Origin of the sequence: Pseudomonas canadensis (assembly GCF_030980095.1) — a bacterium.
GTDB classification, from domain to species: Bacteria; Pseudomonadota; Gammaproteobacteria; order Pseudomonadales; family Pseudomonadaceae; genus Aquipseudomonas; species Aquipseudomonas canadensis.
The window spans coordinates 151,037-174,784 of the sequence record NZ_CP133298.1; the positions used below are offsets into that span (position 1 = coordinate 151,037).

Below are 23,748 nucleotides of genomic sequence, written 5' to 3' on the forward strand. Positions count from 1 at the left end.
TGTATGCGAACTATCCAGTGCCTCAATCCCTCGAACAACTCCAGATGAACCTCAGCAGCAGCATGGTGGTGGGCGCCCGTAACTGGCGCAAAATCTGCCAGACCACGCTGGTGAGCTACGGCATCTCCGAAGCCTGCGCCGTGCCGTTGTTGATGATCGGCCGCTTGGGCGACGGCGTGCACCAGGTCAAAGTGGCCCAGGCATCGGGGATGGAAAGCCCGTCGCTGGTGCGCTTGCTCGACCGGCTCTGTACCGACGGTTATGTGTGCCGCACCGAAGACGTTCACGACCGCCGCGCCAAGGCCCTGAGCCTAACCGAGCGTGGCCGCGAGCTGGTGCAAGCGGTGGAGGTGCAATTGGTGCGCCTGCGCAAGGAAGTGCTGGCAGACATGACCCCAGGTGATATGGAAGCCGCGCTGCGTGTACTGCGCGCCTTCGAGGCGGCGTCGCTTTGAACGGATTTTTTACCGGTTTCCCGCCTGCCCGTGATTGGTTCTACGGGGTACGCACCTTCGCGGCGTCGATGATCGCGTTGTACATCGCCATGCTCATGCAAATGCCGCGTCCGTATTGGGCGATGGCGACGGTGTATATCGTCTCCAGCCCGTTTGTCGGCCCTACCAGTTCCAAAGCGCTGTACCGCGCCATCGGCACCTTCATGGGGGCGGCGGCGGCCGTTCTTTTTGTGCCGATGTTCGTGCAGTCGCCCTACATGCTGGTGGTGGTGATTGCCTTGTGGACGGGCACCCTGCTGTTCCTCTCCATGCACCTGCGCACGGCCAACAACTACGCCCTGATGCTCGCCGGCTACACTTTGCCGTTGATCGCCCTGCCGGTGGTGGATAACCCCCTGGCGGTGTGGGATGTGGCAGAGGCGCGTACCGAAGAAATCTTCCTCGGTATCGCAGTGGCAGCAGTGGTGGGCGCAATGTTCTGGCCGCGCCGGCTGATGCCGGTGTTTGATGGTTCGGTGGCCAAGTGGTTTGCCGACGCTCAGGTCTACAGCCAGCGGTTCCTCACACGCAATGTAGAGCCCGACGAAATCAGCACGCTGCGCGGCGGTATGGTCGCCACCTTCAACACCCTCGAATTAATGATCGGCCAGTTGCCCCACGAAGGCGCGCGGCCGCAGACGGTGCGCAACACCAAGGAATTGCGCGGGCGCATGATCCACCTGCTGCCGGTGATCGATGCCCTGGATGATGCGGTGTACGCGATTGAACACCGCGCCCCGGAATTCGCAGATCAGCTCACACCGTTGCTGGAGGCCGCCAACGCCTGGCTGGAAAGCACCACCGAAACAGCCCCGCTTGAACGCTGGCGCGTGCTGCGCGACCAGGTCGACGCCGCTCAACCCCAGGGCGAAGCGCTGGATGACCGGCACACGCTGCTGTTCTCCAATGCGCTCTATCGTCTCGCAGAGTGGATCGACCTGTGGCAAGACTGCCGCAGCCTGCAAGCTGCCATCCAGTGCGAGAGCCAGGACACCTGGCGCGCCGTGTACCGTCACTGGCGCCTGGGCCGGCTCACGCCGTTCCTCGACCGTGGGTTGATGTTCTACTCGGCGTTCTCCACCGTCACCGCGATCATCGTCGCCTCGGTGCTGTGGATCCTGCTCGGCTGGACCGACGGCGGCAGCGCGGTGATCCTGGCCGCTGTCGCCTGCAGCTTTTTCGCCTCGATGGATGACCCGGCGCCACAGATCTATCGGTTCTTTTTCTGGACCGCCATGTCAGTGCTGTTTGCCAGCCTCTATCTGTTCCTGGTGCTGCCTAACCTGCACGACTTCCCGATGCTAGTGCTGGCGTTTGCCGTGCCGTTTATCTGCATCGGTACCCTCACGGTACAGCCGCGTTTTTACCTTGGCATGCTGCTGACGTTGGTGAACACCTCGTCGTTCATCAGCATCCAGGGCGCCTATGACGCCGACTTCCTCAACTTCGCCAACGTCAACCTGGCGGGGCCGGTGGGCTTGCTGTTTGCCTTTGTGTGGACGCTGATCGCGCGGCCCTTCGGCGCTGAATTGGCGGCCAAGCGCCTGACCCGTTTCAGCTGGCGCGACATCGTCAGCCTCACCGAGCCCGCGACCCTGGCCGAACACCGGCACATGGCCGCGCAAATGCTCGACCGCCTGATGCAGCACCTGCCACGCCTGGCCCTGATCAATCAGGACACCGGCACCGCCCTGCGCGATTTGCGCGTGGCGCTGAACCTGCTCGACCTGCTGGCCTACTCGCCGCGCATCCTCGGGGTGCCACGGGTGTTGCTCAACCAGGTGGTGGAAGGCGTGGGCGGCTATTTCAAGGCGTGCCTCAAGGCCGGTGAACGCTTGCCCGCGCCCAGCGGTCTGCTGATGACCCTGGACCGCACGCGCCGCGCCCTCAACGGCCAAGGCCTGCAAGACGAAGACGACACCCGCCTGCATCTTTTGCATGCGCTGGCGGGCTTGCGCCTGTCACTGCTGCCGGGCGTGGAATTTATTGGCGGCACCGAGATGGAAGCGCCGCTGCCTGATGGAGCGCCTTTATGATCGGTGATCTGGATATCAGCGGGGTGTTCCTGCCCACGCTGCTGGTGCTGATGGGCATTACGTATGTGTTGTTCCTGGTGGTGCACGGGTTGTTGACCCGCGTCCACTTCTATCGCCTGGTCTGGCACCGGGCATTGTTCAATGTGGGGCTCTACGCGCTGTTGCTGGGCGCGGTGGACTCACTCAGTCGATACCTGATGACATGAAAAAACCTTTTTTGACCATCGGCCGTGTAGTCCTCACGCTGTTGATCGTGACGTTTGCGGTCGTCGTGGTGTGGCGCATGGTCATGTACTACATGTTTGCCCCCTGGACCCGTGACGGCCACATCCGTGCCGACATCGTGCAGATCGCGCCGGACGTGTCCGGGCTGATCCAGCGCGTGGACGTGCGCGACAACCAACTGGTGACCAAGGGCCAAGTGCTCTTCGCCGTCGACCAGGACCGCTTCAAGCTGGCCCTGCGCCAAGCCCAGGCCGCCGTGGCCGACCGCCAGGAAACCCTGGCGCAGGCCCAGCGCGAGTACAAGCGTAACCGTGGCCTCGGCAACCTGGTGCCCAGCGAGCAGCTGGAAGAAAGCCAGTCCCGCGTCGCCCGTGCCCAGTCGGCCCTGGCCGAAGCCCAGGTGACGGTGGATTCCGCCCAGCTCAACCTCGACCGCTCGGTGATCCGCAGCCCCGTGGACGGTTACGTCAACGACCGCGCGCCGCGCACCCAGGAATTCGTCACCGCCGGGCGTCCGGTGTTGTCGGTGGTCGACAGCAATTCTTTCCATATCGATGGTTATTTCGAAGAGACCAAGCTCGACGGCATCCACGTCGGCATGGCGGTGGACATCCGTGTGATCGGTGACAACGCCCGCCTGCGCGGCCATGTGCAAAGCATCGTTGCCGGTATCGAAGACCGCGACCGCAGCAGTGGCTCCAACCTGCTGCCCAACGTCAACCCGGCGTTCAGCTGGGTGCGCCTGGCCCAGCGGATTCCGGTGCGCATCGCCTTTGATGATGTGCCGGCGGACTTCCGCATGATCGCCGGGCGTACGGCCACCGTCTCGATCATCGGCGATAAGGTTAAAGACGGAGACCAGCCATGAAGCAGCTGTTGGCCACCGCCGCGCTGGGTGTGTTGCTGTCGGCCTGCCAGGCGGTGGGCCCAGATTACTCGCTGCCGGATAAAGCCGCGGTCAATCGTGGCGACCTGCAAGGGCAAATCGCCGGTGAGGGCAACAACGTGGTGTCGACGCCGGTACCGGCCGACTGGTGGAAGTTGTACAAAGACCCCCGCCTGGATGAGCTGGTGCGCCAGGCCATGGCGTCGAACACTGACTTGCGCGTGGCGGCTGCGAACTTGCAGCGTGCGCGCTATCAGACCCAACAAGCTGAATCCGCAGGCGGCTGGAGCCTCGGCGCCAAGGCGGAGGCCCAGCGCCTGCAAGAGTCCGGCGAAGCGTTTTTGCTGGCCGACAAAGTCCCGGTGGGTAACATCGGCAGCGTGGGGATTACCACCTCGTATCAGTTCGATCTGTTCGGCACCTTGCAACGTGGCATCGAAAGCGCCCAGGCCACTGCCGACGCAGCCCAGGCCGCTGCCGATATCGCGCGCATCACCCTGGTGGCCGATGTCGTGCGCTCCTACACCCAAGTGTGTGCAGCGAACGAAGAATTGGCGATTGCCAACGAGTCCCTAGACCTGCAAGCCCAAAGCACCCAGTTGACCCAGCGCTTGCGCGACGCCGGGCGCGGTGATGAAACCCAGGTGACGCGCTCGCAAACCCAATACAAATCCTTGCGTGCCGATATGCCGCGCTACGAAGCGGCGCGCCAGGCCGGTTTGTTCCGCCTGTCGATGTTGCTGGCCAAGCCGGTGGACCAACTGCCCGGGGGCACTAGCACCTGCGCCGAATTGCCCCATATCGCCCAGCTGTTGCCGGTAGGCGACGGCGCCACGCTGCTCAAGCGCCGTCCCGATGTGCGCCAGGCCGAACGTCAACTGGCCGCTGCTACCGCGCGTATCGGCGTGGCCACTGGCGCGCTTTACCCGGATATCAGCATCGGCGCTACGGTGGGCACTGTTGGCCTGCTCGAAAACCTTGGTCAGCCTGCGACCAACCGTTGGGGCTTTGGCCCGATGATCAGTTGGACTGTCCCGACCAACGGCGCCCGCGCGCGCGTCCACGAGGCCGAGGCCGCCACCCAGGGCGCCCTGGCGCATTTTGACGGGGTGGTGCTCAACGCCATCCGTGAAACCCAGACCGGCCTTGCGCAGTACACCGCGCAACTGCAACGCCGCGACGCGTTGGCCGAAGCCGGCGAGTCGGCCAAGGAAGCGGCAGGGCAGACCCATCGCTTCTTCCAGGCCGGCCGCGCATCGTTCCTTGCCGACCTGCAAGCCACCCGCACCTATACCGATGTGCGAGCGCAACTGGCAGCGGCCAACACCCAAGTTGCCATGAGCCAGATCGATCTGTTCCTGGCCTTGGGCGGCGGCTGGGAAAGCGGACGAACGCAACCCGCGCCGGCCAGCAAACCCTGAGCAAATAGCTATGCTTTGACTGGCGGGCTCCCGTGATGGCCCGCCGGTCAACGTTCGCGTTTGCTCATGGGGATTCCAATAATGAAAAACCCTTATGCTCCCGCTTTCTGGTGCGTGTGTTTTGCACTGGTGTTGTTGTCGGCTACCTATTTCTACGGCGTCATGCTGGCTCACCAACTCGACAAGGCGATGGTGTTTCTCGACAGCGCCTGCCTGGTGATCGGCACCCTGTCCATCGGCGTCGTGGCGTGGGCCTCCTACCAGAATCAACGGGTGAAGAAAAAACTCCTCGAACAAGGCAAGACCCGCGTGGCGATCTGGGACACCAAGGTCGCGTTGCGCCGGGTCGAGACCGTGTTCGACCGCTACTTCTGGGGCAGCTACTGGCAACCGGGGCGCACCTTCCAGGAAGTCATGGGCGACCTGACCGGCACGCCCCTGGAAAAAAGCCTCGAAGTCCTGAAGAAACAGTGCGTGGCCCTCGATCAACAGGTCGCGGACGGTAGGCACTGGCTGAATAACGCGCGGGAATTGTCCGACGTGGCCACGCAAATGGCGCGCGAGCGCTACCAACTGGACTTCTGCGACCCCAAGGCCGACACCCCTGGCAATGCCGTGATACACCGCGAGTTTGAGGTGCTGGTGTACACCTGGACGGCGCGCCTGAAGAGTTTCGACCACCAGTTGGATGAAATTGAACTGGAGTATTCGTGAACTAGTACCGAACTGATCCCTCTGAAAAGCTGGGCCGTTCGCGGCCGCCAGTGCTAATCTTCCCCCGTTTTCGGCGGGCTTGAGCCAATCCCCTCGGGGTTCAAGGAAGACAGCCCACTTCTCACAGGATTTGATCAGGTCACTTCATGAATAAGCCAGCCGTTGTTCTTTTGGGTTTCGTTGTCGCCGTCGGCGTCGTCAGTGCAGGCGGTGCCTGGTACACCGGTAAGCAACTGGAGCCCGTGCTGCAAACGGCGGTGCAGGACGCCAACAAGGAGCTGCAACGTTCCATGGCCGGTGTCGACGGTACCGTTAACCTGGAGCTGGTGTCCCTGGACCGTGGCCTGTTCAGCAGCACCGCGCACTACCGCCTCAAGGGGCAAGGCTCGTTCTTCGGCGAGCAGAACCCGAACCCCGAGCTGCTGTTTGTCGATCATATCGAACACGGTCCGCTGCCCTTCTCGCGTCTGGTGTCGCTGAAGTGGCTCCCGGTCATGGCCACCAGTCATTTCGAACTGGAGAAGAACGCCACCACCGAAAAATGGTTCGCCGCTGCCAAAGACGTGTCGCCGCTCAAAGGCGTGGCCAATATCGGCTACAGCCGTTCGGTCACCGGCAACCTCGAATTGCTGCCGTTGGCGTTCAAGGACGAGACCTCCTCGGTGAACTTCTCGGGTCTGAACCTGGACTTTGACAGCACCGCCGAGGGCAAGAAGGTCAAGGTGGATGGCTACATGAACAGCCTCAAGCTGGACGTAGTCGATGCCAATGGCGCGCCGTTCAACGCCGAGTTCGCTGGCCTGACCGTGGCCAGCAACCTGGAAAAATCCACCTTCGGCTTCTACACCGGGCAGAACACCGTTGAGCTGACCGATACCAAGCTCACGTTCGGCCCGCAGAAAGCGGTGATGACCCTCAAGGGCTTTGAGCAGAAAGACACCAGCGAAGTCAAAGACAACAACATGTCCGGCCGCGTCGACTACAAGATCGACGAGATCGGCTATCAGGGCAAACCGGTCGGCTCTGCCGCCATGGCCGTGAGCTTGAAAAACATCGACGTGCCGTCGGGCCTGGTGCTGACCAAGCTGTATCAGGACAAGATGCAGCCGGTGCAAGCCGCTGCCGCCGCCGGTCAACCGGTGCCTGAGCTGCAACTGACCGAAGCCGAGCAAGCCCTGGCCGAAGCCAATGTCAACCAGTTGCTCGCCGCCAAGCCGCACTTGGCATTGGAAAACCTGTCCCTGAAAACCACCCACGGTGAAAGCAAGTTCAACCTGGTGGTAGACCTGGCCAAGCCTACGTCCATGGAACTGCCGCCGGTTGAACTGGGCAAGCAGATGGTTGCGCTGCTGGACGCCAACCTGACCCTGTCCAAGCCGATGATTGCCGACGTTGCCGCTCTGCAAGCGCAGGTCGGTGGCGTGACCGACCCTAAAGCCATCGAGCAGCAATCCCAGATGGCCAGCGAAATGATCAGCAGTATGGCGGTAGGCACACAGCTGGCAACCCTGGTCGGCAGCGACGTGGTGTCCAAGCTGCATTACGCCAACAATGAAGTGACCTTCAACGGCCAGAAAATGACCGTCGAGCAATTCATCGGTTTCGTGATGTCCAAAGCCGGTGCGGTTGGCGGCGCGCAGTAAAGATTTCGCCATCGCCCAGAAATAATTAATGGGGGAGCGGGGTTGTCCGCGATAAGGGTCAAAAGGTCGGCGCTCATGTCGATTAGCCACCCTTCATTGCAGGCAATCCCGCTCCCCCATTGGCTTTTCAGATTCGTAGGGCAATTCTGAACAATTGTTATGAATTGTCCTTTTTCATACAGGTGTCGGGGATAGTTCATACAGGAAAGCTAGGTCGGGTCACGAGACGCCGACACCCTGATGCAAACCGCTCAGGACCACCTATCGTTACAGCTTTCCGTGTGTAAGGAAGCTCACGATATGCTGCGAACACTCCCACTCAGTGCCTCAGGCCGGTTACGGCTGCTCATCGGGGTAACCTTGTGCAGCCAGTTGCTGATGCCCACCTTCGCCATGGCCGACCCGGCCTATGACGCCCTGATCATCCAGGCGCGCAATGGCAACTTCACACCCGCCCTGACTCAGTTGCGTCAATTGCCTGCCGAGCGCCAGACGCCAGGCCAGATCAGCGATCACCTGGTGATCGCCGGTTGGGCCGGCCAGGATGCCGAAGTGCTCAAGGTATACGAGGCACAGGGGCAGAATCGCAACTTGACCGCCCAGGCGCTGGCTACGGTCGCGCGGACTTATCGCAATCAGAAGCAGTGGGCGCAGGCCGAGGCGGTTTACCGCAAGGCACTGCTGCGTGAGCCGAACAATGTCGACCTGCAACTGGGCCTGGCCCTTACCCAGGCTGACGGCGGCAAAGCCAGCGAAGCGGTGCAACGCGCTCGCGCGCTGGTGGCCGCCAAGCCGGATGATCCGAATCGTCGTATGGCACTGGGTTATGCGCTGACCCGCGCGGGCTTGCAGTACGACGCGCTGTTTGAATTCGACCAGGCGTTTACCCGCGCCGGTGACAAGCCGGAAGTGGCTCGCGAATACGTTGTCGCCTTGCAAAAAGCACGTCTGCCCGAGCCTGCGTTGCGCCTGTCGGCTCAGCGCCCTGGTCTTGTCGATCCGGTGACCCAGCGTCGCCTCGAAGGTGACCTGGCCGCTGAGCGCGTGCGCATGGCCGAGTTCGCCACGCGTACCGAGAAAGAGCGTTATGTGATTGCTGATCGCGCCTTGCAGGGGTACGACCAGCTCCTTGCCCGTTGGACCCCGGACCCTACGGCCAAAGACGATGTGGTGCGTTGGCGCATCGACCGCCTGGGTGCGCTCAAGGCGCGGGCGCGCACTGCCGAGGTGATCCGCGAGTACCAAACCCTCCAGGCCGAGGGTGTGCAGTTGCCCACCTATGCGGTGCGTTGGGTAGCCGCGTCCTACCTCGACCAGCGCCTGCCGGAAAAGGCTGCGCCGTTGTATCGCCAAGCGCTGAGCGCTCCCGATGCGGACGTGGGCGACCGCGTTGAAGACAGCACCGCCTTGTTCTACGCCTTGCTCGAAAACGACCAAGTGGATGAAGCGCGGGCGGTCGCCAAGAACTTGGCCGACAGCCAGAAACCCCGGGTTGAACTCAAGGGATTGCCCATCGGCAACCCCAACGACGAGTGGATGGACGCCCAGCAATTGGCCGCTCAGGCCGGCACCTATGGTTCCGACCTGCCGTCCAGCGAAAAAGCCCTGGAAGAACTGGTCGGCAAGGCGCCTGGCAGCATCGGCCTGCGCCTGGCGCAAGCCGAGATGTACCGCGCCCGCGACTGGCCACGGCGCGCCGAGCAATCGCTCAAGGAAACCGAAGCGCAAAGCCCGCGTGACATCGGCCTGGAGATGTCCCAAGGCTTCACGGCCCTGGACCTGCAGGAGTGGCGTCAACTCGACATCCTCACCGACGACGTGGTCGCCCGTAACCCCGACAACCGGCAGGTGCAGCGCCTCAAACGCCTGCGCGATGTACATGATATGGCCGAGCTGCGCGTCGAGGCCTACACCGGCAAAAGCTTCGGCGGCGGCAACAACGGCGACGCCGGTGCCGTCTCGGGTAGCCGTGACTGGGGCATTGAAAGCCGTATCTACACGCCGCCTATCGACGAAGACTGGCGCCTGTTCGCCGGTGCCGGTTATGCCACCGCCGACTTTGAGGAAGGCACCGGCCATCACCGCTGGCAAGTGGTCGGCGTAGAGCGTCGGACCCGCGACATGACGATTGAAGCCGAGGTTTCCAACCACTCCTACGGCGATGGCTCCAAACAAGGCGCTGCTGTGTCGATTGCCCGCGACATCAACGACAACTGGCAATACGGCGGTAGCCTCGGCTACCTCCTGTCCACCACGCCATTGCGGGCATTGAATGACGGAATTACGGCCAACGGTGGCAGCGGTTTCATCCGCTGGCGCGCCAATGAAAGCCGCGAGTGGAAGCTGACCCTCAGCCCCTCCCATTTCAGTGACGGCAACGATCGTTTCGAGGCCTTGCTCAGCGGCCGAGAAGGCCTTTACAGCTCGCCGAAAGTGCAAGTGGACCTGGGCCTGGAAGTCGGCGCCAGCCGCAACAGCAAGGAAGACACGGTCTACTTCAACCCGAAGTCAGACTTCACCGTGTTGCCTGTCCTCAACATCAACCATGTGCTCTATCACCGCTACGAGACTCAGTGGAGTCAGCAGTTCCAGGTCGGTGCGGGTACGTATAGCCAGCAGGATTATTCCACGGGTGGCATCGGTCTGGTGGGCTACGGCCAACGCTATCGCTGGAACGATGTCCTGGAAGCCGGCGCCAACCTGAGCCTGATCAGCCGACCTTACGACGGCGATCGCGAACGCGATCTGCGTCTGCTCGTCGACCTCACTTACCGTTTCTAGAAGAGCCTGACCATGACCGTCCTCAGCCGTTGCTTGTTGATTCTGGGCGTAATGCTGGCCAGTGCCTGTGCCCAGCAACCCGCGCCTTTCACTCCACCCGCCGAGCGGCCGACACCGGCCAACGAAGCGCCGTGGCCGAAAAACCATTTCCTGGGCATTGCCTACCACGACGTCGAGGATCGCGACCCCGATCAGGCGGTGGTGGCGGTGCGCACCGAGCGTTTGATCGAACAGTTGGCCTGGCTGCGCGAGAACGGCTACAAGGCGGTCAGCGTCGATCAGATCCTGGCGGCTCGCAACGGTGGGCCTGAGTTACCGCCTAAAGCGATCATGCTCAGTTTCGACGATGGCTATTCCAGCTTCTATACCCGCGTAATGCCGATCCTGCGCGCCTACCGTTGGCCAGCGTTGCTGGCGCCGGTAGGCTATTGGATCGACACGCCGATGAACCAGCCAGTGGACTTCGCAGGCCAGCCACGGCCGCGTGGCGAGTTCCTCACCTGGCAGCAGATCCGCGAAGTGTCTCAATCGGGCCTGGTGGAAATCGCTGCGCACACCGACAACAACCACAAAGGCATCCTGGCCAACCCTCAGGGCAACCTGGAGCCGGCGGCGACCTCGCTGCGTTTTGATCCGGCCACTGGGCGTTATGAAAGCCAGGCGCAGTTCGATGCGCGGATGCGTGCTGACGTTGCCGCGATCTCCAACAAGATCCAAAAGGTCACCGGCAAGAAACCGCGGGTGTGGGTATGGCCTTACGGTGCCGCCAAAGGCACCTCGCTGGCGATCATTGGCGAGCAGGGCTACCAGATGGCCCTGACCCTGGAAGATGGCCTCGACAGCTCCAGTGACCTGATGAACAGCCCACGCTTCCTGGTGGCCTCCGACCCGGACGGCGAGCATTTCGCCAACAGCATGGTCGCGGTACAAACCAAGGCGCCGATGCGCGTGTTGCATGTGGACCTGGATAACGTCTACGACCCGGACCCGGCTCAACAGGCACGCAACCTCGACCAGTTGGTACAGCGCGTGGTGGACATGGGCGCCGGCACCGTGTTCCTGCAAGCCTTCGCCGATCCCAAGGGTGATGGCCTGGTGCATTCGGTGTACTTCCCCAACCGCCACTTGCCGGTACGCGCCGACCTGTTTAACCGCGTCTCCTGGCAGTTGCACACCCGTGCCCATGCTGCGGTGTACGCCTGGATGCCGGTACTCAGTTTTGCCCTCGACCCCAAGCTGCCACGCGTAACGCGCTGGGACCCTGAAACTGGCAAGGTCGGCCTCGATCCAGACCAGTACAAACGCCTGTCGCCGTTTGACCCGCAGGTGCGCAAGATCATCGGTGAGATCTACGAGGACCTGGCGCGCAACAACGCGATCGACGGTGTGCTGTACCACGATGATGCGGTGTTCAACGATTTCGAAGATGCCAGCCCCGCCGCGCTCAAGGCCTATGCCGCTGCTGGCCTGCCGAACACCGTTGAGGCGCTGCGTGCCGATCCGGCCGTGATGCAACGCTGGACCCGTTTCAAGAGCCGCTACCTGATCGACTTCACCAAGGAGCTGACCGCCAAGGTCCGCGCCATCGGTGGGCCGCAGATACAGACCGCGCGCAATATCTTCGCCGAGCCCATGCTCAATCCCGGCAGCGAAGCCTGGTTTGCGCAGAACCTGGATGATTTCCTGCAGACCTACGACTGGACCGCGCCCATGGCCATGCCGCTGATGGAAGGCCAGGAGTACAGCAACTCCAACGCCTGGCTGGAGAAGCTGGTCGCCACGGTCAAGGCGCGCCCCGGCGCCATGGAACGCACGGTGTTCGAACTGCAAGCCAAAGACTGGCGCACCAAGGCCGCCCCGGACATCGACGCCAAACAGATGGCTGAATGGATGGGTGTACTCAAGCGCCAGGGTGTCACGAGTTTTGGCTACTACCCGGACAACTTCCTGGAAAACTCCCCGGACCTGAAGACGGTGCGTCCGGCCATTTCCAACCAATGGAACCCTTGACCATGTTCGACAGACTCTTGGCTTTATTCGTGCTGGCATTGGTATTGGGTGTGCCCCTGGGCCTGATCTTCCTGGTCACCGGGCAGTTCCTGATGGACTTCGTGTTTTTCTACCCGCTGTTCATGTCGGCGTTGTGGATCGCAGGCGGCCTGTATTTCTGGCTGCACTGGGAGCGCCATTGGCCGTGGGAAGAGGACACACCGGCACCTACCTTGGCCGGTAACCCGCTGATCTCGATCATCATCCCTTGCTACAACGAAGGGGATAACGCCGCCGATACCATCCGTGCGGCACTGGGTCAGTTGTACCCGAACATCGAAGTGATCGCGGTGAATGACGGCTCCAAGGACAACACCGCCGCGGTACTCGACGCCCTGGCGCTGGAGAACCCGCGCCTGCGTGTGTTGCACTTGGCGCAGAACCAGGGCAAGGCAGTGGCCTTGCGCATGGGCGCCGTGGCGGCGCGTAGCGAGTACCTGGTGTGCATCGACGGCGACGCGTTGCTGGATAAAAACGCGGCAGCCTATATGGTGGCGCCGATGCTGGATAACCCGCGCCTTGGCGCAGTGACCGGCAACCCGCGCATCCGTACGCGCTCGACCTTGATCGGCCGCGTGCAAGTCGGCGAATTCTCTTCGATCATCGGTTTGATCAAGCGCACGCAACGGGTGTTCGGGCGGATCTTCACGGTATCGGGTGTGGTGGTCGCGTTCCGTAAAAAGGCGCTGGACCGCATCGACTACTGGAGCACCGACATGATCACCGAGGACATCGATGTCAGTTGGAAGCTGCAGCTTGATCACTGGAGCATCTTCTACGAACCCCGCGCTTTGTGCTGGATTCTGATGCCCGAAACCGTCGGCGGCCTGTGGAAACAACGCCTGCGCTGGGCCCAGGGTGGCGCTGAGGTGCTGTTCAAGAATATCCGTGGCATCTGGCAATGGCGTCATCGCTACCTGTGGCCGCTGTTGTTCGAATACTGCCTGTCCACCGGTTGGGCGTTCACCTTCCTGTTGTCGGTGATCTTCTGGGGCGTGGGTAAATTCATCCCGATGCCTCAAGCGATTGCGGTCGACTCCCTGATGCCACCGGCGTTTACCGGGCTGGTTTTGGCGATGGTGTGCCTGCTGCAGTTCGCCGTCAGCATCATCATCGACCGCCGCTACGAGAAGGACCTGTGGAAAACCCTGTTCTGGACCGTGTGGTACCCGATGGTGTTCTGGCTGGTCAGTTTGTTCACCACCCTGGTCAGTTTTCCCAAGGTGCTGTTCAACCAGCATCAGAAGCGTGCGCGCTGGGTCAGTCCCGATCGCGGCATCAAACCTACTGAAGAGGAGGCGTGATCATGAAATTGGTCAGAACTCGCCAACGTACGGTGATGTGGATCATCGATGTGTTGTTGACCTTGATGGCCTGGGCAGGCCTGATTTGGTTGCTGGCACGTGGGATCAGCTCGATGCTGGAGACCCATGATGGCCCGCGTATCGATGCGCCGATTTTTGCCGCGCTCAACACCCTGCAGATTTACCTGTGGATTGCGCTGTTCAACGCTGTGATCCTGATCAGCTGGGCGCGCTACCAGCAGCGCCGGGGCCGCAAGTTCGCCCAGCGTCGCGCCGAGGCCAAGGCGCTGACCGACCAGAACCTGAGCGAGAGTTTCAGCCTGGCTGAAGGGGATCTGGAGCAGTTGCGTAAGCCTGGGGTGCTGGTGATCCATAACGACGAGGAGGGCGGTGTGGCGGAAGTGAAGTCCCATGTCTCCCGCGATGTCGAGAAGCCGGGGCTGACCCTGGTGCCTGCCAAGGATCAGAGCAAAGACGCCAGTTAAGGCGAACGCTGGAGGATCGTTCCCATGCAAGGTGGGAACGATTCGGTTTAATCCCGACAAATGGGATCCAATTCACAAAAATGCCGCGAACTTTTCTGCTTTTTCCGATACTAACCTAACTCGGCAAGAAGTTGATGGCCAATTAATGGCAATTTATAAGTTCTCCGATGAATCGCTATCAAGAGTGCTGCCGCCTGTCGGAATAAAAATTCCATGGCCCGTCAGCTTTTCTCTTTGATAATTTTTAGTTGTTATAAATCAATATGTTGCATGACTAATTAGTACTAATGTCCAACTAGCTCGGCTTTTTGAGTTGTCGGAAGTTAGGTGTTAGTTTGCCGCCCCTTGATTTTCGATGGATCGAATATGTCTTCGTTATTGCCACGGACTCGGTTACTGCTATGCACTTTCATGCTCGCTTATTTGGGCCTGAACAGTGCCATGGCCGCCCCCACGCCCGGGGATCAGGACCTGATCCGCGATCGGCAAAACCGCCTGCTTGAAGAGCAGCGCCGGCGTCTCGAAGAACTCAAGGACCTGCCCGGTAAAGAAGCCAGGCCCCAGGCCCCGGCGACGCCTGCCGACACACGTTGCTTCCCGATCAAAGACATCGAACTCAAGGGCGCTGACAGCCTGTCTGCCGACGACCGCGCACGCCTGCTCAAACCCTACACGGGCCAATGCCTGGGCGTGTCGCAGCTCAACGAACTGCTCAGGGTCATTACCGACTACTACATCGAAAAAGGCCGCGTTACCAGCCGTGCCTATCTGCCGCAGCAAGACCTTTCCAGCGGTCACCTGCAAGTGTTGGTGGTGGAAGGCAAGCTCGAAGGCTTGAAAGGCGCACAAGGCAGTACCGTTACCGACCGTGAGCTGGCGATGGCCTTTCCCGGCAAGGTTGGCGAGGCGCTCAACTTGCGTGAAGTCGAGCAACTGGTGGACCAGCTCAACCGGTTGCCCTCCAAGCAGGCTCAGATGGAGCTGACCCCCGGTACGCAGATCGGCGGCAGTGAAGTGGTGGTCAAGAACACCCCGCAAAAACCCTGGCGCGCCAGCCTGTCACGCAATAACGATGGGCAGAAAAGTACCGGCGAGCAGCAGTGGGGAGCCGGCCTGGAGTGGGACAGCCCGCTGGGCCTGGCCGATCAATTGGTACTGCGTGGCGGCCACGACGCCGTGAGCGACCACCAGAAAACCTCAAAAAACAGCATGCTCTACTACAACGTGCCGTGGGGCTGGTGGAACTTCAGCTACACCTACAGCGAGAGCGACTACCGCACCTATGGCAGGGTCGACGACTTCAAATTCAAACAGAACGGCGACAACCAGAACCACCAATTGCGCGCTGAGCGGGTGATCCACCGTGACGACGTGAGCAAGACATCGGTGAACGTGGGCCTTGCACACCTGCGCACCAACAACTACATCCTCGACACCCGTACAAAGCCAAGCAGCAACCGCCTCAGCGAATTGCAACTGGGCATCAACCACGGGCGGCGTATCGGCAACGCGTTCGTCAACGTCGACCTGGGCATGCAGAACGGCATCGGCTTGTTCGACGCGCAATCTCAAGATGAGCGCGACCCGTTCGGTAATCGTCAACCCAATGCGCGCTACCGCAAATACACCGCCACCGTCAGCTACCTGCAACCGTTCGCCTTGTGGGGCGAGTCGTTCAGTTTTTCCAGCCTGGCCACCGGCCAACGCAGTGAAGACATTCTGTTCAGCCCGCAGCGCATGAGCCTGGGTGGTTCGGCCTCGGTGCGTGGTTTCAAGGATCAGCAGTTGATTGGCGATAGCGGCGGCTACTGGCGCAACGAAGTGCGCTGGGCCCGTGCGGTGACCGTCGACTGGTTGCGCCCGGCTTTTGCTGAATACGGCGCCAGCGTCGGCTACGACCAAGGGGTGATCAGCAATGATCGCTATAACGGCGGTGTACATGGCCGGGTGTCGAGTAACTCCCTGGAGCTGTTCGCCCGCGGCAAGAACCTGAGCACCAGCGTGACCTTTGCGCATTCTTTGGAACGCCCGGCAGTGATGAGCGAGCGCGAAGCGCCGATCTACTTCCGTATGGATTTCTTCCTGTAATTAAACGCCCCGCAGCAACGAGAATCTGAAAATGGATGTTCGCCAACTTGCCTTCCTGGCCCGCCAACCTTCCGCTGCATTGATCCCGCGCAACTCGTTCTTCGGCCTGCCCAAGCGCGGGCTGGTGCTGGTCCTGGCCAACGCGCTGTTCTGGCAGCCGCTGCTGGCCCAGGCTGAGGGGATCGTAGTCAGTGCGCCGGGGACCACCGTTGGCGCGGCGGGCAATGGCGTGCCGGTGGTGAACATCGCAACGCCTAACGGCAGTGGGCTGTCCCACAACCAGTTCAAGGACTACAACGTCGGCCCCAACGGGGTGATTCTCAACAATGCCACGGGTGCCGTGACCAATACCCAGTTGGGCGGCTATATCGTCGGCAACCCCAACCTCAAGGGCGGTGCAGCCAGCGTCATCCTTAACGAAGTCAACGGCGGCAACCCCAGCCAGTTGCGCGGCTTTACCGAAGTGGCGGGGCAATCGGCCAAGGTCATCGTGGCCAACCCCCACGGCATCACCTGCAGCGGTTGTGGTTTCATCAACACGCCAAATGTCACCCTGACCACCGGTAAGCCGGTGCTTGACGCGAACGGCCAGTTGCAGCGCTACCAGGTGGATGGCGGCGCCGTGACCATCGATGGGCAGGGCTTGAACGCGAGCAACGTCGATCGCTTCGAAATCATCACCCGCTCGGCCAAGATCAATGCGCAGATCAACGCACGCGAACTGACCGTGATCGCCGGTCGCAATGACGTGGACGCACGAACACTGAACGCGACTCCGCGCGCCGATGACGGCAGCACCAAGCCAGAGCTGGCGATTGATTCCTCGGCCTTGGGCGGCATGTATGCCGGTGCGATCAAGCTGGTGGGCACCGAAGCCGGTGTGGGGGTGAAGCTTGACGGCACGCTCGCGGCCAGCGGCGGCGATATCCAGATCGATGCCAATGGGCGCCTGAGCATGGCGCAAACGCAGGCCACCGGTAACGTCAAGGTCGCCGCGAAGAACGTCGACCTCACCGACAAGGTGTACGCCACCGGCACTGTGCAGGTGACCAGCGCCCAAGCCCTGGTCAACCAGAAGAGTGTGGCTGCCGGCCAACGTATCGAGATCAACGCGGCCACGGTCACCAACCCAGGCATCATCGAAGCGGGTGTCGCGCCTGACAACAGTCGAAACACCACCGGCGACCTGGTGATCAATGCGCAAACCGTCAACACCACTGGCAACTTGCTGGCCAGTCGCGCCCTGGCGATCACCGCCGCGCAAGCGCTGACCAACCAGGGTGCAATCATCCAAGCCAAGAGCGTCAGCGTCAGCAGCGCCAAACTGACCAACCAGGGTGCCAACGCGCGCCTGTTCGGCGAACAAAACCTGGCGATCAACTCCCCGGCCATCGTCAACCTCGGCGGCCTGATCCGCTTCGGTGATGGCCAGGCAGCCACGCTCGACAGCGCGTCCCTGGACAACCGCCAGGGCCGTATCGAAATGGCCGGTGGCAGCTTGGTACTGAGCAGTGCGGACCTGAACAACAGCGGCGGCCAAGTCATCGCCAACGAGCTGACGGTCAACGCCGGCAAGCTGAACAACCAGAATGGCGTGCTGGTGGCCAAGACCGCCACAGTCAATGCCATCGATCTCGACAACAGCCTTAAGGGCCTGATCCAGGCCGACGGTGGCGCGCTCAACCTCACCGCCTCCAACAGCTTCAATAACAACCAGGGTTTTGCCCAGGCCAACACCGACCTCACCGTCAAGACCGGCAACCTCAGCAGCAACGCAGGCGGCGTACTGAGCGCCAACACTGGCAAGTTGACGCTGACCGCTGCGCAACAGCTCAACAACGCCCAGGGCCGCTTGCAAGCCGGGCAGGGCGATGTCGAGTTGCACGCCGCGAACCTGGACAACCAGAGCGGCGTGATCGTCGGTAAGCAACTGCTGCTTGACGTCAAGGCAGGGGACATCGACAACCGCGCCGGCCGCGTACTGGGCGACAAGCTGGACGTGCGCGCCTCCGGCCTGGATAACCGCAACGCCGGCCTGCTGGCCGGTGGCACCGAAGGCGTGAGCGTGCTGCTCAAAGGCCCGGGCCAGTTGCTCAACGCCCAAGGTCGCATTCAAAGCGAAGGCCTCTTGCACCTGCAAGGCGAGCGCCTCGACAACAGCGCCGGCACCCTGCTCGGTAAAACGGTCGAGGTGACCGCGCAAAGCCTTAACAACAGCAGTAAAGGCGCGTTGGTCAGCGATGGCGGTGACATCACCTTCAATGTCAGCGACCTGCTGACCAACGTCGACGGCGTGATCGACGCCGGCGAGCGCAGTATTCTGGTCAAGGCCCTCACCACGCTCAACAACGACAGCGGCACCCTGCGCGGCAAGCGCCTGGACATCGCAGCCCAGCATTTGAACAACGACAACGGCCAACTGCTGGCCGGCAACCTGGGCCTGGGCTACAGCGGCCAAAGTGTGACCAACCGTAAAGGCCTGATCCTCAGCGGCGGGGCGCACACCGAACTGAACACCGCAAGCCTGGATAACCAGGGCGGCACCGTGCAAGGCGATACCTTGACTGTCACCGCCAGCAAGGCCGACAACGGCAGCGGTGGCCTGATGGCGAGCTTGCTGGGCGACCTGCAACTGACAGTCGAAGCCCTGACCAACCGTGGCGGCAAATTGTTCGGCAAAGAACAAGTCACCGTCAGTGGTGCGACCCTCGACAACAGCGCCAGCGGTCAGATCAGCGGCAACCTGCTCAACCTGACCTCACGCGACACCCTCACCAACCAGGGGGGGCTGATCGAAGCCAACCAAGGCCTGACCCTCGTCGGTGGTAACCTCGACAACAGCGCCGGCGGCCAGGTGCGCGCATTGGGTGGTACCAACAGCAGCCTCGACTTCAGCGGCCAGGTTAACAACCAGAACGGTACGTTGGAGTTCGCCAGCCAGGCTTTCAGCCTCGACGCCGCGAACCTCAATAACCAGGGCGGCATGTTGCAGCACGCCGGCAGTGGCCTGTTCCATATCAACACGGCCGGACTCACTGGCAGCCAAGGCAACATCCAGGGCATGGGCACCGCTGACTGGGCATTCGGTAAAGTCGAAAGCCTCGGTCGGGTACAACTCAACGAAGTCCTTACCTACAAAAGCGCCCAGGGCCTGACTCTCAAGGCTGGCGACCGCATGGCCAGCGGCAAGGGTTTGATCCTCGACGTCGCCAGCCTCGACAACGGCGGCGAACTGCTCAGCGATGGTGATTTGAGCATCACCACTGCCGGCGACATCACCAACAGTGGTCGTGTGTCGGCGTTGAAAAATCTCAGCGTGACGGCGAATAACCTCAGCCAGAACGGCGGGCGCCTGGCGGGCAGCCATACTCAACTGAACCTGGGCGGTACGCTGGATAACCTTGGCTTCCTGACCGCACGTCAGCAACTGGATATTGCGGCGGCGCAGATCAATAACCGCGGAACCCTGGGCGCTCAGGGTACGGTGAACCTGCTGGCGTCGAATGGGATCACCAATGCTGCCGATTCACTGTTGTTCAGTGGCGGCGAAATGATCTTGCGTGGCAACAGCTTCGGCAATACCTACGGTGACGTTTATAGCCAGGGCAACCTCAGCTTTGCCGCCATTAATGGCGGACCTGCTGCCGGCTTCAGCAACCTGTCCGGCACCGTAGAAAGTGCCGGCAATATCAGCATCAATGCGGCGTTTGTGGAAAACGCCAAGGCCGAATTCGAACTTGGGCAAACCCTGCAGGGTGGGCGTGTGGAGTGGCTATGTGGCCAGCATTGCGACGGGCATGATTCGTTCAAGCGCGGCCAAATCAACATCTACCAGACCTACCTCGAATCAGCGATCAAGGATTCGGCACCCGCTCGTCTTGTGGCGGGCAAGGATCTGCTGATCCAGGCAGACATGGTGCAAAACCGCTACAGCCTGCTGGCCGCTAATGGCAACCTGGGCATCGTCGCCAATGACCTGCTCAACCAGGGCGCGGGTACGCGCACGGGTCAAAACACCATCGTCATCGGTACGCCGCGCAGGATCGACCTTGGCTATTGGGACCAGACGGAGTACGTCGAAATTCCGGCGTTCAACGCCGCTGTCGCTGCGGGCAACTTTGACCTGGCGCGTTTCGAAGCACTCAAGGCGCGGTCTTCGGATGCGCGTTTCGCTGAGGTGAGCAACGTCACCACCTGGACCGACAATGCCGGCCCGGGCTATGGCGCCACCCTGCAAGCCGGCGGCACCGTCAACCTCAACGTCGCCCGTACCCTGCAAAATGGCACACTGCACGAAAACACCCTGGCGCAACTCACCGGCACCCTGGGCGATGACCAGACTGGCATCCCTGTCGGTGGCATCAACATCAACCTGAGCAAGCACGCCAACGACGCCAGCGCCCAGGCGCCCGGCAGCGTGCTGCCAGTGGCCGGTGTCGCGCCCGGCGGTGGATTCGTACCCGTGGACTACACGGGCACACCGTTCGCACCGGTCGACCCCACCACTGCGCCCAACTTCCAGCTGCCCAAGGGCGAATACGGTTTGTTCGTTAAAAACGCCGACCCCACCAGCCATTACTTGATCGAAACCAACCCCGAGTTCACCTCGTTAACGGGCTTCTTCAGCTCCGACTACATGCTCGGCAAGCTTGGCTTCAGCGCCGACAACGCCTGGCGTCGCCTCGGTGACGGCCAATACGAAACCCGCCTGATCCGCGACGCGGTGCTCGCCCAGACCGGCCAGCGCTTCCTCGCTGGCGGGCTGTACAGCGACGCCGACCAATTCCGCTACTTGATGGACAACGCCCTCGCGAGCAAAGACGCCCTGCGTCTGAGCCTCGGTGTGACGCTTACCAGCCAGCAGGTCGGCGCCCTGACCCACGACATTGTGTGGATGGAAAACCGCGTGGTCGACGGCCAGACAGTCCTCGTCCCAGTGCTGTACCTGGCCCAGGCCGAATCGCGCAATGTACGCGGCAACAGCCTGATCCAGGGGCGCGACCTCAACCTCGTCACCGGTGGCGACCTGGTCAACGTCGGCACCCTGCGCGCCAGCAACAACCTCTCTGCAGCCAGCACTGGCGGCAGCATCTACACCGGCGGCCTGGTCGAAGCCGGCAACAACCTGAGCCTGCTGGCCGACGACAGTATCCGCAACGCCATGGCCGGCGAAATTCGCGGCAAGCAAGTCAGCCTCGCCACGCTCAAAGGCGACATCACCAACGACACCACCGCCATCCAGGTGCGTGACGGCGCCGGCATGCGCACCCTCACGGACACCAGCGCCGGCACCATCGTCGCCCGCGAAAACCTGGCCATGGACGCCCACCGCGATCTCACCAACCGCGGCGCCCTGGTCGCCGGCAACGACGCCAACCTCGTCGCCGGCCGCGACCTCAGCCTCATTGCCGCCAGCGATACCAGCGTGAAACACGAGTTCAGCGACGGCGGCCACAAATCCACCATCATCACCGACGTCAAAAACCTTGCCGCCACCGTCACGGCGGGGGGCAACCTGAACATGAAGGCCGGGCAGGACGTCAATATCGTCGGCAGCACCGCCACCGCTGGCAATGATTTGAACGTGCAGGCTGTTCGCGATTTCAACGTTGTCTCCGTCGGTGAGACGCACAACGTCGAGGGCAGGGAAAAGGACGGCAAGAAACGCATCAAGACTTCGGACGAGCAAACCACGCAAGTCGCGAGTGTGTTGACGGCGGGCAGAGATTTTACCAGCCAGGCCGGGCGTGACACGACGCTGGTTGCCAGCAAGATCAGCGCCGGCAATGAGGCGTACCTGTACAGCGATCGGCGCTTGGGCCTGCTGGCAGGGCAAAATAGCGCCTACACCCTTTATGACATGAAGAAAAACAGCGGCTGGGGGAGTAAACAAACCCGCCGCGATGAAGTGACCCACGTGACGCACGTTGGCAGTGAAATCAATGCCGGTGGCGATATCGGCTTGATCAGTGGCAGTGACCAGCTCTACCAGGGCGCCAAATTGACCGGCGGTAAGGACGTCAACATCCTCAGCGGTGGGTCGGTGACGTTCGAGGCGGTAAAAGACCTGCATCAGGAAAGCCACACCAAGAGCAAAAGTGATTTGGCCTGGACGAGTTCAGCAGGGCGCGGCAACACCGATGAAACCCTTCGCCAGACTCAAGTCGTTGCACAGGGCAAGTTCGCGATCCAAGCCGTCGATGGCTTGAAGATTGATATCAACCATCTCGACCAGAAAACGGTTGCCCAGACCATTGATGTGATGGTCAAGGCGGACCCGCAGTTGGCGTGGTTGAAGGAGGCCGAGAAACGCGGCGATGTCGACTGGCGCCAGGTTCAAGAGGTGCATGACTCCTTCAAGTACAGCCATTCGAGTCTGGGCCAGGGCGCGATGCTGGCCATCATTATTGTCGTGACTGCGCTGACAGCGGGCGCTGCAAGCGGCCCACTGGGTGCTGCGGCCGGGGCCAGTGCCGGGTCGGGTACGGCAATGGCGGCGGCGGGCAGTTCTGCGATGGTGACAGCGGGTACCGCGACCGGTGTGGCGGCGGCAGGCTGGGGGAACGTGATGATCACAACGGCACTTTCTTCAATGGCAGGCACGGCGGCTGCAAGCACGATCAATAACAAGGGCAATCTTGGAAAGGTGTTTGACGATGTGACCAGCTCAGATGCCCTGAAAGGCTACGCGACGGGCGCGGCGATTGCCGGCTTTGGTGCGGCCTTCACCAACAGTTGGGGGCGTGAATTAACATCGGACGGTAACTACAAGACGGTGAGTTATGCCGAGCGGGTCAAGGCTTATACCGCGAACACCGCACTGAAAGGCGTGTTGAGTGGCAAAGATAAAAAGTCCTGGCTGACCATCGCGGGCACGGGGGCGCTGACCGAAGTGTATGAATACTCTGCTGGCCGTGGGCCGGATGTAAGACCAGGAGTGGACAGAGAAGGAGGGGCAAAATATGAACCGCTTGACGGCGGCTATGTTCCACAAGTTGATGAGGGAGGCGTGATAAGGGAAGGGAAAAATATTGGTCTTAACCGTACAACAGACTGTGATAGCTTTTATTCTGTTTGTCACGGTACTCCAATCAGTAATATGTTAAATCAAGTTCCAGGGTTTAATGGGTTTGCTACATTGCACGATGGCTGGATGATTAATTTAGAAGCCTACAAAAAAGCTGATATGTCGCTTTTTGAAAATTTGGGCAGCATGCCGCCTGCTCTGATTGTGAATTATGGAGCCCTGTACGATAAGTACCGCCCAGCAATTGAATCGGAGAAAAAGCGTGAAAATTAATAAATGGCTTTTAATAGTATTATTGTCGGCCTTGGGGGGGTGCGCACCTTCCCATTCCAATTGGGAAAATGGAATGAATCTGTGGGTAGGTACTCATTTTGATTCCCATCTTTACAAGGACTGCACGCGAGGCTGTGGCGACTCATATTGGTCGCCTGTAAATAAGAACAAGACGTTTGATAAGGTTGTTGATGAAAGCGGAGGCAAACGGTATTACATAACTTGGATCAGAGATTGTCGATATTCGGTTTTTGTCGCTGCGGATCGGCTAATAAAGTCATGGAGATACGAAACGTCTAACGTAAAAGGATGTTATGTCTTT

Annotated in this window: 13 protein-coding genes; all 13 read left to right on the forward strand. The window is 61.1% G+C overall.

Going from position 1 to position 23,748, the window contains the following annotated elements; all coding sequences use genetic code 11:
• Positions 1-44 precede the first annotated feature (44 nt).
• Positions 45-455 carry a MarR family winged helix-turn-helix transcriptional regulator gene (locus RB216_RS00715; protein WP_028615224.1) on the forward strand — a complete coding sequence of 137 codons (411 nt, stop codon included), beginning with the start codon at positions 45-47 and terminating at the stop codon, positions 453-455.
• The gene (locus RB216_RS00720) at positions 452-2,530 is read left to right on the forward strand and encodes an FUSC family protein (RefSeq protein ID WP_028615225.1); all 2,079 of its coding nucleotides are present in this window, start codon (positions 452-454) and stop codon (positions 2,528-2,530) included. The genes RB216_RS00715 and RB216_RS00720 overlap by 4 nt, the downstream gene beginning before the upstream one ends.
• A complete protein-coding gene (locus tag RB216_RS00725; RefSeq protein ID WP_012721577.1) occupies positions 2,527-2,736 on the forward strand; it encodes a DUF1656 domain-containing protein in 210 nt (69 codons plus the stop codon). The genes RB216_RS00720 and RB216_RS00725 overlap by 4 nt, the downstream gene beginning before the upstream one ends.
• Positions 2,733-3,623, forward strand: a complete 891-nt coding sequence (locus RB216_RS00730; RefSeq protein WP_038842430.1) for an efflux RND transporter periplasmic adaptor subunit — start codon at positions 2,733-2,735, stop codon at positions 3,621-3,623. The genes RB216_RS00725 and RB216_RS00730 overlap by 4 nt, the downstream gene beginning before the upstream one ends.
• Complete coding sequence (locus tag RB216_RS00735; protein ID WP_236317877.1) at positions 3,620-5,062, forward strand: efflux transporter outer membrane subunit; 1,443 nt, start codon at positions 3,620-3,622, stop codon at positions 5,060-5,062. The genes RB216_RS00730 and RB216_RS00735 overlap by 4 nt, the downstream gene beginning before the upstream one ends.
• Before the next feature lie 81 nt (positions 5,063-5,143).
• A complete protein-coding gene (locus RB216_RS00740) occupies positions 5,144-5,776 on the forward strand; it encodes a hypothetical protein (RefSeq protein ID WP_028615228.1) in 633 nt (210 codons plus the stop codon).
• A gap of 146 nt (positions 5,777-5,922) precedes the next feature.
• Positions 5,923-7,419 carry a YdgA family protein gene (locus RB216_RS00745; protein WP_308908191.1) on the forward strand — a complete coding sequence of 499 codons (1,497 nt, stop codon included), beginning with the start codon at positions 5,923-5,925 and terminating at the stop codon, positions 7,417-7,419.
• A 300-nt stretch (positions 7,420-7,719) separates the two neighbouring features.
• Positions 7,720-10,200 carry a poly-beta-1,6 N-acetyl-D-glucosamine export porin PgaA gene (pgaA, locus tag RB216_RS00750; protein WP_068937699.1) on the forward strand — a complete coding sequence of 827 codons (2,481 nt, stop codon included), beginning with the start codon at positions 7,720-7,722 and terminating at the stop codon, positions 10,198-10,200.
• Positions 10,201-10,212: 12 nt separating this feature from the next.
• Entirely contained in the window at positions 10,213-12,210 is a 1,998-nt protein-coding gene (pgaB, locus tag RB216_RS00755) for a poly-beta-1,6-N-acetyl-D-glucosamine N-deacetylase PgaB (protein WP_028615231.1), read from the forward strand.
• A 2-nt stretch (positions 12,211-12,212) separates the two neighbouring features.
• Positions 12,213-13,553, forward strand: a complete 1,341-nt coding sequence (gene pgaC, locus RB216_RS00760; RefSeq protein WP_308908192.1) for a poly-beta-1,6-N-acetyl-D-glucosamine synthase — start codon at positions 12,213-12,215, stop codon at positions 13,551-13,553.
• A gap of 2 nt (positions 13,554-13,555) precedes the next feature.
• Complete coding sequence (gene pgaD / locus RB216_RS00765) at positions 13,556-14,038, forward strand: poly-beta-1,6-N-acetyl-D-glucosamine biosynthesis protein PgaD (RefSeq protein ID WP_068937701.1); 483 nt, start codon at positions 13,556-13,558, stop codon at positions 14,036-14,038.
• A gap of 366 nt (positions 14,039-14,404) precedes the next feature.
• Positions 14,405-16,126, forward strand: a complete 1,722-nt coding sequence (locus RB216_RS00770) for a ShlB/FhaC/HecB family hemolysin secretion/activation protein (RefSeq protein WP_305383355.1) — start codon at positions 14,405-14,407, stop codon at positions 16,124-16,126.
• Between the two features lie 31 nt (positions 16,127-16,157).
• Complete coding sequence (locus RB216_RS00775; protein WP_308908193.1) at positions 16,158-23,426, forward strand: two-partner secretion domain-containing protein; 7,269 nt, start codon at positions 16,158-16,160, stop codon at positions 23,424-23,426.
• The last annotated feature ends 322 nt before the right edge of the window (positions 23,427-23,748 follow it).

Coding starts and splice junctions, on each gene's coding strand:
- RB216_RS00715 (WP_028615224.1), top strand. CDS start 45: ATGAACCTCAGCAGCAGCATGGTGGTGGGCGCCCGTAACTGGCGCAAA.
- RB216_RS00775 (WP_308908193.1), top strand. CDS start 16,158: ATGGATGTTCGCCAACTTGCCTTCCTGGCCCGCCAACCTTCCGCTGCA.
- RB216_RS00725 (WP_012721577.1), top strand. CDS start 2,527: ATGATCGGTGATCTGGATATCAGCGGGGTGTTCCTGCCCACGCTGCTG.
- RB216_RS00740 (WP_028615228.1), top strand. CDS start 5,144: ATGAAAAACCCTTATGCTCCCGCTTTCTGGTGCGTGTGTTTTGCACTG.
- RB216_RS00770 (WP_305383355.1), top strand. CDS start 14,405: ATGTCTTCGTTATTGCCACGGACTCGGTTACTGCTATGCACTTTCATG.
- pgaB (WP_028615231.1), top strand. CDS start 10,213: ATGACCGTCCTCAGCCGTTGCTTGTTGATTCTGGGCGTAATGCTGGCC.
- RB216_RS00735 (WP_236317877.1), top strand. CDS start 3,620: ATGAAGCAGCTGTTGGCCACCGCCGCGCTGGGTGTGTTGCTGTCGGCC.
- RB216_RS00730 (WP_038842430.1), top strand. CDS start 2,733: ATGAAAAAACCTTTTTTGACCATCGGCCGTGTAGTCCTCACGCTGTTG.
- pgaA (WP_068937699.1), top strand. CDS start 7,720: ATGCTGCGAACACTCCCACTCAGTGCCTCAGGCCGGTTACGGCTGCTC.
- pgaC (WP_308908192.1), top strand. CDS start 12,213: ATGTTCGACAGACTCTTGGCTTTATTCGTGCTGGCATTGGTATTGGGT.
- pgaD (WP_068937701.1), top strand. CDS start 13,556: ATGAAATTGGTCAGAACTCGCCAACGTACGGTGATGTGGATCATCGAT.
- RB216_RS00745 (WP_308908191.1), top strand. CDS start 5,923: ATGAATAAGCCAGCCGTTGTTCTTTTGGGTTTCGTTGTCGCCGTCGGC.